This is a genomic window from Aureliella helgolandensis (assembly GCF_007752135.1).
Taxonomy (GTDB): domain Bacteria; phylum Planctomycetota; class Planctomycetia; order Pirellulales; family Pirellulaceae; genus Aureliella; species Aureliella helgolandensis.
This window is the reverse complement of record NZ_CP036298.1, coordinates 4,211,129-4,220,252: the sequence shown is the minus strand read 5'-3', so window position 1 is coordinate 4,220,252 and position 9,124 is coordinate 4,211,129. Positions and strand designations below refer to the sequence as shown.

General features: G+C 54.7%; 9 protein-coding genes. 6 read left to right on the top strand and 3 right to left on the bottom strand.

The window, feature by feature from the left end; genetic code table 11:
• Window positions 1-97: 97 nt before the first annotated feature.
• The 3 genes from Q31a_RS15005 (at window position 98) to Q31a_RS14995 (ending at window position 1,833) form a co-directional block, all read left to right on the top strand.
• Window positions 98-553 (top strand): cupin domain-containing protein, encoded by a 456-nt coding sequence (locus Q31a_RS15005; protein WP_197356834.1) that lies wholly within the window; start codon window positions 98-100, stop codon window positions 551-553.
• Window positions 554-689: 136 nt separating this feature from the next.
• Complete coding sequence (locus tag Q31a_RS15000) at window positions 690-872, top strand: carboxymuconolactone decarboxylase family protein (RefSeq protein WP_145079354.1); 183 nt, start codon at window positions 690-692, stop codon at window positions 870-872.
• A 118-nt stretch (window positions 873-990) separates the two neighbouring features.
• The gene (locus tag Q31a_RS14995; protein WP_145079351.1) at window positions 991-1,833 is read left to right on the top strand and encodes an SDR family oxidoreductase; all 843 of its coding nucleotides are present in this window, start codon (window positions 991-993) and stop codon (window positions 1,831-1,833) included.
• A gap of 318 nt (window positions 1,834-2,151) precedes the next feature.
• On the opposite strand, the gene Q31a_RS14990 is transcribed toward Q31a_RS14995, so the two are convergent.
• From Q31a_RS14990 to Q31a_RS14980, 3 genes are all read right to left on the bottom strand, one after another.
• On the bottom strand, window positions 2,152-2,481 hold the full coding sequence (locus Q31a_RS14990) for a hypothetical protein (RefSeq protein WP_145079348.1): 330 nt from the start codon (window positions 2,479-2,481) through the stop codon (window positions 2,152-2,154).
• Between the two features lie 916 nt (window positions 2,482-3,397).
• Window positions 3,398-4,372 (bottom strand): YHYH protein, encoded by a 975-nt coding sequence (locus Q31a_RS14985; protein WP_145079345.1) that lies wholly within the window; start codon window positions 4,370-4,372, stop codon window positions 3,398-3,400.
• Between the two features lie 294 nt (window positions 4,373-4,666).
• Window positions 4,667-4,999: a DUF1805 domain-containing protein gene (locus Q31a_RS14980; RefSeq protein WP_145079342.1), complete on the bottom strand. Its 333-nt coding sequence runs from the start codon at window positions 4,997-4,999 to the stop codon at window positions 4,667-4,669.
• An 868-nt stretch (window positions 5,000-5,867) separates the two neighbouring features.
• Here Q31a_RS14980 and Q31a_RS14975 point away from each other — a divergent pair.
• The 3 genes from Q31a_RS14975 to Q31a_RS14965 are packed head-to-tail and all read left to right on the top strand — an operon-like array spanning window position 5,868 to window position 8,970.
• Window positions 5,868-6,584 carry a methyltransferase domain-containing protein gene (locus tag Q31a_RS14975; protein ID WP_145079339.1) on the top strand — a complete coding sequence of 239 codons (717 nt, stop codon included), beginning with the start codon at window positions 5,868-5,870 and terminating at the stop codon, window positions 6,582-6,584.
• Complete coding sequence (locus Q31a_RS14970; protein ID WP_145079336.1) at window positions 6,581-7,744, top strand: NAD(P)/FAD-dependent oxidoreductase; 1,164 nt, start codon at window positions 6,581-6,583, stop codon at window positions 7,742-7,744. Before Q31a_RS14975 ends, Q31a_RS14970 begins: the two co-directional genes overlap by 4 nt.
• Entirely contained in the window at window positions 7,741-8,970 is a 1,230-nt protein-coding gene (locus Q31a_RS14965) for a type III polyketide synthase (RefSeq protein WP_145079333.1), read from the top strand. Before Q31a_RS14970 ends, Q31a_RS14965 begins: the two co-directional genes overlap by 4 nt.
• The last annotated feature ends 154 nt before the right edge of the window (window positions 8,971-9,124 follow it).

Below are 9,124 nucleotides of genomic sequence, written 5' to 3'. Positions count from 1 at the left end.
TTCCAAGCTGTCACGTTTCAACCTCCCCCAGCGTCCTAGAAATTATGTGGCCCGAGGTACAGCGGGACTATGGCATCCAGGCATAATAAGGAGGACAATGATGCGGCGAAAGTTCATAGGCTGGGGAATTGCTTGTTTGCTAGCTCTGGGCCTGGGCATTGGCCTAGCGCTTGCGGAACAGGCGTCTGAGGCAGGGGAGCACGTGAAAGTCCTCTCAGCGGTGGAGATCGTCGAAGCACTCGATGGCCAAAAGGCCAAAGCGACAACCGTGGAAGTGACCCTACGGCCTAGTCAGAGCGGCCAGGCACATCGGCATCCTGGGCCAGGTTTCGTCTATGCGCTCGAAGGTGAATACGAACTAGGGATCGACGATCAACCAACGAGGCGTTTCAACGCGGGCGAGACCTTTTACGAGCCGACCGGCTGCTTGCATCGAGTCTCGCGGAATCCGTCTCCGACGACCAACACTCGGCTCATTGCAGTCGTACTGCATCCTCAAGACACCGAGGAGATCGTGTTACCCGCCGAGATGGTTGATCGCCATAGCAAGTAGTACCACATAAGTCGCCAGTTAGCGACAAGGAGGAAACGATGGCGAATCCGAGCAGCGTCTCTATGGCCTGGCTGCTTGGCGAGAGAGTCCGTACTACAGCGAGAGAGAGCGTGCTGGTCTTCAGTTTGCAGAAGAATTGACACGGTTCTCGCAGCGGCAAATCTCTGAAGAAACACATGAGTCCGTGCGCGCCTGCTTCAGCGTGGAGGAGCTGGGTGACCTAGCTTGGATTATCGCCACCATCAACGCATGGAACCGAGTGAATATTGCGTTGCAAACGGCACCAGGCGGTTATCAGCCCGCTTCTACGCTGGAGTGAGCCAGCAGGTTCACGTTTCCCATAGTCTCTCCCCGAGGAGCGAACCCAACGCAATTGGGAGCCACGAGCCTCGTTTTTAACTTGCTCTCCAGTGAGCACAACCTGCAAGGATTTCGTAATGAAGATCGTCATCATCGGTGGCAGCGGATTGATAGGAACGAAGCTCACGCAGAGACTACTTGCGCAAGGGCATGAAGTGATCGCAGCTTCACCGTCGACTGGTGTCAACACAGTCACTGGCCAAGGTTTGAACAAGGTCGTCTACGCAGCAGATGTCGTGGTTGACGTGGCAAATTCGCCATCGTTTGCCGACGATGTCGTAATGGACTTTTTCCAGACGTCGAGCCGAAATTTGCTAGCCGCGGAGAAAGTTGCGGGAGTGAGGCACCACGTAGCTCTGTCAGTTGTTGGCGCCGACCGCCTGCCCGATAGCGGCTATATGCGGGCGAAGGTGGCACAAGAGAAGCTCATTAAAGCCTCGACGGTTCCCTACACGATAGTTCGCGCCACCCAGTTCTTCGAATTTGTGGGTTCCATCGCACAATCCGCTACAGACGGCGGCACTGTGCGACTGCCTAAAGCGATGATGCAGCCCATTGTTTCAGACGACGTGGCTGCAGCATTGGCTGACGTCGCGTTGTCGCCTCCGCTCAATGATATGCTTGAAATTGCCGGTCCTGAACCGATGCGGATGGATGAGCTCGTACGACGGTTCCTGCAAGCGACCCGTGATGGGCGGCAGGTAATGGCGGATTCCACAGCTCAGTATTTCGGAACGGCCGTCGACGATCGAAGTCTAACGCCAGGTGCAAATCCGCGCGTCGGCAGCACTTCGTTTGTTCAATGGCTGAGCCACAGCATCGCTGAGCTCTCCATCGACTGCGTTGCGTCCCATTCACGCAATGCTACCCGAAGTCGCTATCCATCAGAGCCTGCAAGGTCCAATGCTTTACGCTTCTAATTGATATTGAACCGACTCGCATCAACCGACGAGAACGCCTTGTAGTAGTCGCAGGGCGGCGTCATGGGGACTTTCGCGAGTTCGGTCATGGGAGCTTGCAGGCGGTCAGCATTGGAGAACTGCTAATCCTTTGCAGGCCGGAGAAAGCCAAACAGATGACCAGGGCTACTATCGCCTGACAGGTTTAAAGGCTGGCGATGAAGACCAACTTGAAATCACACCACCGGTGCCACGATGAATATCGATCTCAGTGTGCCAACCAACGCAAGCTTGCATCCCCAGCTTTGCCCTGTCTCGTCAACTGCGAGCCTCTCATTATCAGCGAAAGGTTTTGGTATCAACCAGCCGGTCGAACATTCGCTCAATTTGAGAAGGTTCCAGTTTGGGATAGAGCGTCTGAACGTGTAAATAGAGTTTTCCACCTCTCGCCCGGCCTTCGAGTACGGCAACACATGAAATTTTCAGAATACCTACATTCCTCAGGTCACTGGTGCTGAACGTAGCGGTGCCAACGCCATCAAGTTCGGCTTCGATGGGAAACAGACGCAGCAGATCGACCTGTAATGTTTCGCGTTGTGCTGCCGCAAGTCCTGCAAGCATCTGCCGCCCAACAGGACTCTTCAGGATAAGGTCCAGCGCGGTAGCCATGTCGTCGACGCTGCAGAATTTGGTTTTGATCGCCGTGGAAGCCGCGCCTCTTACGTGTTGCGAAAGCGCGTGGCCAGCACGACTGGGCGAAATGTACTTCGCATCAAGGGGACCTTTGATCCTGGCACGAGACGTCGGGGACGCAAATCCTTGACTTGTCTTCAAAATCAATTTGAGTGCAGACTCGTCGAGTATTTGGAGTGGCGATCTGTCTAGTTCATGCGAAGTCATGAGTGCCTCCCTTTGCTTTTGCAACGTAATGCCTATCTCTGGCAACTGTCGACGGGGGATAAGTTGTAGTGAGCAGTGGACAAGCTCCCGCGCCGAAGGTGCAGCGCATAGCTCCCGGCAATCAAAAAGGCTGGTGCTTGTTCGCCGCAAGGTCATCTTACCACATCCTGGTATGGAAGTAATCAATTGCAATTCGGTCGCTGGAGGTAGCTGCCTCGATAAACACGTCCTCGTTTCTAAAGAACGTATACCATTACCGCCTGGTGTTTAACGGGAAGACATTTCTTCGACTGCAGCGCAAGGTGCCATGTCGTCGGAATCGAAAACTTGACAGTGTTCATAGCAGACGCAGCCTGCGCAACGTCCTTAGCTCGTCCAATCTTTTTTCAAGAAGTGCATCAAAGCTGCATACGCACTGGGCTTGCATTTTTTCGCGATTGGAAACGAAATGGGTTGCCCAAATAGGGAGCGGTAGAGTGCAACTGACTTGCACCAACACGAGAAACTGGCCAACACTGCTTCCCATTTTTCCGGTGAACTCGGACCACGGGAAAATTACGATAGCGTAGGTTGGAAAATTCGCTACTTCGTTGAGTTCACGTCGGCGGTGGTGGGCTTCCTTGTTAGCAAATCGAACGGTGTTCAATAGAATGGGTTTCTAGACTCGTAAGCGTAACCAAGATTTCTATTGATCTGGTTGAGCTACGATCGTCATCGTGCCTGGAATTCCCCGGAAGCGTTTGATGATTTGATTGTCGCCGGGAGCGCTGACGTGATAATGGTATCCGCGTTGGTCATCGTAGTGCCCGCTGCATTCGTCCAATTGCTCTGGAGCTTCTCCGTTCTTGTCTAGGTGCGCGTAAAGTGCAAATCCGTCGAGCGCATAACCGATCTGCGGCGCATGTTGGTCAGCCTGCTCAATTTCCTTGGTCTTCCCGGTTGCAGCGTGGTAGTGGTAGCCAACGTGCGGATTGACGTGGCCTCCACCATGATCAAAAGGGGCAATGGTATGGGCGTGCAGGATCGCATGGATGGGGGCAGGCGGATCAAACGTGACTCCATTGAATGCGAGCCCAACCGCGGTGCGTCCAAGTTGTGTGGGGATAGTGCGATAGAGCGGACTGACGGGAATGACGTACACTTTGTGATCGTTCTTCCATTCGTCAACTTCCGCAGGGCATTCAACCACATGGTTGTAGTAGCGGGGATCGACGTTGGGTCGCGCGGCCAGCTCAAATGCTTCGCGGGTATCGGTAACTTGGATGCTTCCGTCTGGTCGCACCATATCCCATTCCGGGTCGTCGTAGAACTCATCCAAGTCAGCGATGAACTGTCCATCTAGGTCGTAGACATGGCCATCTTTGAACCAGATGCCTCCCTTGTCCTTTCCATCGTTTACATGCCCGGGTGCCCACGGGCCGATTTCATGTTCGAACGGAGTCGTTTTAGTAGTGATAACGTAACACTCAGCTTGGCTCCCATCGCTCAGCTTGCGAACTTCCTTTCGGACAGGCTCGATGAGATTCTCTTCAATGAACCAAGCCGGATTGACAGCTCGGGTGACATCGAGTTCCACCGTCTCGGCTCGCGGCCACAAAATCCAAATTGCCACAATCACCAGAAGGAATCCACCTGCAATTCTCAACAAGTAGTTTCTCATGTTGGAACACTTTCTCGATCGATGCCAATGGTGGACGGTCAAACTTCGTTTCCGATGAGGGAAGGCTAGATACAGCGTTCCCGAGGTCAACCATTCTCGCAAGCATTCTCTGATTCTCCAATCGCAAACGTCGTGAGCACAGGAGTTTGGCGATTACTATTCCCATCGGTGGCAATTGACGAGAGTCACAGCCACTCGGAAACCGGCCACATCAGGGAGCCCCGTCCCTCCCAATTTTCCCATTCGGTGTCGGGTGGAAGGCATCGTTTTCTAGCGCTCGCGAATCCAATCGCCTTAGCTGCCGCGCACCATCAGCTTTTCGAGTGCATCGAGACCTGACATGCCGATTTTGATTCCAAATTCCGACGCCTTGGTGCTAACGCCGACAATTTTCGCCTCGAGCAAATCCTCCGGCTGTCGCAGTGGGTGCTCTGGCGTCCCCTTTGCAATGGCGAACGCCATCCCGAATTCATTGGCACAGTTCAAATCATAGATTCCACACCCGACGACACCATTAGTGGTATGGATCGCGCAGTACTGACCTCCCTGCCATTCGTAGGAGGCACCGACTGCCGGGCCGAAAGGAGTCATCAGCTGACGTTGTTGCGCTATGGGGAGGTTGGTCATGATAATCTGAGCTCGAAGCGGATTGGAGTATATAGCTGTTGTTAAAACTATAGCGGCAAAACGCCAAATCTCAACGATCTTGATCCAACGACTCGGCTTCAACCAATCCTGTTTGGGTTTCCAATGACTTGCCTGTCAACGCCAGCGATGCTGGCTGTCCTAGGGGTTCGCCGCGAGCCGGGATTCGTAGAGCGAGCTCTCGTTCACGCGTTGCATCAAGCTTGGCCCGCGCCCCTTGAGCACGACCATCGCTGTCGACAGCATGCGAGTCCGCCGCGTTTCACGCTTTCAGTGCTGGGCATGAAGGATTGCAACACCTTCTATGGCGGAGTCGTTTGGAGGCTCTTGTGTCCCCTCCCAACAAGTACTGCCGTGGAGCTTGTGCCTTTCACGCCACAGACACGCGGGCACGCAGTCTCACCAGGACGCAGCCCGCTGCGTTGCCGACTCGGACCGTGGACACGGCTTGCGGCCTCTATGGGCTCTGCACGTCAAACGACCGCCAAAGCCCTACTCTGCCGCTGATTCCTGCCGCTGAGGGCTGCCTGAGTGCCCGTTGGCCACGTCCCCCACTTGGCGTCGAGCAACTTGCCCACGCTGGCACTACACACTACGATCATCCATTGACAATCTTGTCGCCGCCGTGCGCTCTTAGAAACGACCGGAAAGTGAGAACGGCAGCTCTTCCCCGCTGGGACACCAACTTTCGAGTTTTAACGAATCCGGACACTTCTGTCGAAAGTTGGCACAGTACGTGCTCACTAGTTAGCACTAGTTAGCGCAGTTCTGTAACGAAAGATGCACGCTGCAATTGCAGCTTCGAGGTCGATGCCATTTTCTTCTAACTGAGATTATCGCGACGGTGCCAATGAATTTGAATTTCAGACAGCTTGAGCCAGAATTGATGGATGATCCTGAGCTGGACGCGAACGCCCACCAGCAGGCGCTCAATGGATTGGCGCGGACCCATGTTTTCACTCGAACAGCACGCAGAATTTGGTCTGAAATTGTGGCGGCGATCCCACCGGGCGAACGCAGAACAATCTCGATACTCGACGTCGGCTGCGGCGATGGATTTTTATTACGGCAGATCGAGCAATTAGCCATTCAGGCGGGGTATTCGGCCACACTGCACGGCTGCGACTTTAGCCGGACCGCTCTTGAGCTTGCCAGGACAGCGTCTGAGAAGCACAACACTTCGATCGAGTTCCATCAACTCGACATCTTGAGAGATGAGCTGCCACCTGTCGAGATCATTATCAATTCTTTGTTTCTACACCATTTTCAAGAATCGCAGGTTGTCGACATCCTTCGCAAATTCGATTCGTCCGCTGCGGAATTAGTCGTTGTGCAGGATTTGGCACGGACAAGACTGGGCTACGGCCTGTGCTTGCTCGGAACACGCTTGCTGTCTCGCAGCCGCATTGTCCATATCGACGGCCTGCTGTCGGTCAAGGCCGCGTTTTCAGCTGCTGAGTTCCGGCAGATGCTCCTCGCGGCGGGGATCACACACGCCAAGGTTACCAAGCATTGGCCGGAGCGGTTCACGATCGTCTGGCCCACCCACCAGGAACTCCTTCAATGATCCGTCTTGGCCAGCCTCCAATCGAAACCTGGGATGTCGTCGTCGTCGGCGCCGGTCCAGCTGGAAGTGCAGCGGCAATATCGCTAGCCCGCCTTGGTCAATCCGTGTTGCTGCTCGATTCGAAAAAGTTCCCGCGTCACAAGATTTGTGGCGGATGCATGAATCAGGTGTCTATCACGTTACTGAAATCGCTCATCGGTAGCGACCACAGGTTTTGGACAACGGGCAATCCGCTCGAATCATTTTCACTGCATCATCGCGGGCGTACTTTTAGTGTTGCTACACCTACTGGTTTCGCCATCGAACGCTCGCTGTTGGACCAATGCTTAGTTGATTGTGCAATCGAGGCAGGAGTGACATTTCGGGATTCGACATTTGCGAAGCTGGGTGAAATCGCAGACGACTACCGGCTGCTGGAGTTGAGCCGAACGGGCCAGTCGTCCGTGTTGAGAGCGAAAGCTGTGGTGATCGCAAGTGGCTTGAACAACCGCTGTGTTGGTGCTGTGGAGGATTTGCAGCAAGTCGCGGCGAGGAACTCAAGGGTCGGCGTGGAAACGATTATCTTCAAAGATTCGCTACCAGCGAGTTTCTACGCCGCTTCGCGGAACAGCATTCAGATGGCGTTGGGGGCCTGTGGTTATGTGGGCATTACGGCTTTGCCAGAAGGACGACTGCATATCGCCGCTTCCGTCGACAGAACCCATCTTCGCCAACAAGGACCTCTCGGAACTGTAATGCACATCCTCCGCGAGGCTTGTTGCGCCGAGGTACCGATCATCGCTAGCGATTGGCGCGGTTCGCCATTGTTGACTGCTAGAGCAAGGCGATTGGCTGCGCCGCGAGTCTTTCTTGTGGGTGATGCGGCAGGCTACGTTGAACCGTTCACCGGCGAGGGGATCCGTTGGGCACTTCAAAGTGGCATTGGCGTCACGCCATTCGTTCAGGCTGCTGTTGAAGCGTGGAGAATTGAATTGGTTGACGATTGGGAACACTGGCATCGGAAGCATATCGGATGCTCGCAAAAACTTTGCTCACGGCTAACCCGCCTCTTGAAAAGTCCGGCAGCCTGCTGGACGGCTCATCAGGCGTTGCGCCTTCAACCTTGGCTAGCAGGTGAAGTCGTTAAGCGATTAAACCAAACAAGAGAGAACCACCAATGAATACTGCCACCCTGCTCGGCATCGGGACATCGTGCCCACCCAACACGATGTCGCAAGCTGATGCGTTGAAGATGTTTACCGATATCGTTTGTGAAGACGAGCGACAAAAGAGACTTGCGCAAGCCCTCTACCGGAAGTCGGGGGTTAAAAATCGCCACACCGTTATTCCGCACCGCGCCGCGTACACATGGGGCGCACCGGTTGCAGAGGCAATTGAGGTCGGAGGGAATCAGAGCTCGACGATTAACCCCAGCTTTCTGATTGCACCTGAAACATTGCCCGACATCATCGCTGGCGAAAGCGCGGGGCCAACCACTGGTGAACGAATGCAAATATTCCGCAAGTTTGCTGGCGGATTGGCCGAAGAATCAGCCGTCGCAGCCCTTTCCGACGCCAGGCTTCCACCGGAAGAGATTACACACTTGATCGTCGTCACCTGCACCGGCTTCGACTCTCCTGGCGTTGACATTCATTTAATCAATCGACTTGGTTTGCCCCGCACTACGCAGCGCGTCAATGTTGGATTCATGGGGTGTCATGCCGCCATCAATGGTATCCGCGCAGCCATGGCAATCGCCCAAGCCGATCCGCATGCAAAGGTTTTGATGACGGCGGTTGAGCTCTGCAGTTTGCACTATCGATTTCAGTGGGATCTCGAGGGAATTATCGGAAACGCTCTATTTGCCGATGGTTCGGCGTCGATCGTCGTCGGCGGCCGATGCGTGAGCGACCGGAAATCCCCATCAACTCCACCAGTCGCCCAACCATCGATCACCGAGGGGTGGCACATTGCGGCGACGGGGTCTGTGTTGATTCCTAACTCCAGTGAAACGATGAGCTGGACAGTTGGGGACAACGGGTTCGAAATGTTATTGACCAACGAAGTGGGGGATCGCATCGAAGCGACCTTGAAGGAGTGGCTGGTCGACTGGCTGTTGAAATACGACTTGACGATGGATAATATTGATCTCTGGGGAGTCCACCCAGGCGGACCAAGGATTTTAGCTGCGGTCCAGGGAAGCCTAGCACTTGGCGATGATGACCTGGCGACCTCGCGATCGGTGCTTCAGCGTTACGGAAATATGTCATCGCCGACGGTGTTGTTCATCTTGCGAGAATTTCTTGACGCGAGGGGGACGGCAGATCAAGCAGGTGAGAGTGCCAATTGTCTATTGCTCGCCTTCGGGCCCGGTTTGGTAGCCGAGATCGCCCTCTTGAAGCGATGAGCTCGCATCTCTTTGTAAGCGGAAATCCTGGCGGCAGAGCCTCGCACCATTGCCCTTGCATCGGGCTGGCCCGATGCAAGGAAGACAGAGGTTGTAGCAAGCGGCTTGGTTGTGGAAGGGCTCTGTGCCCAGCGAATGAGCGCGGCGGGCGACT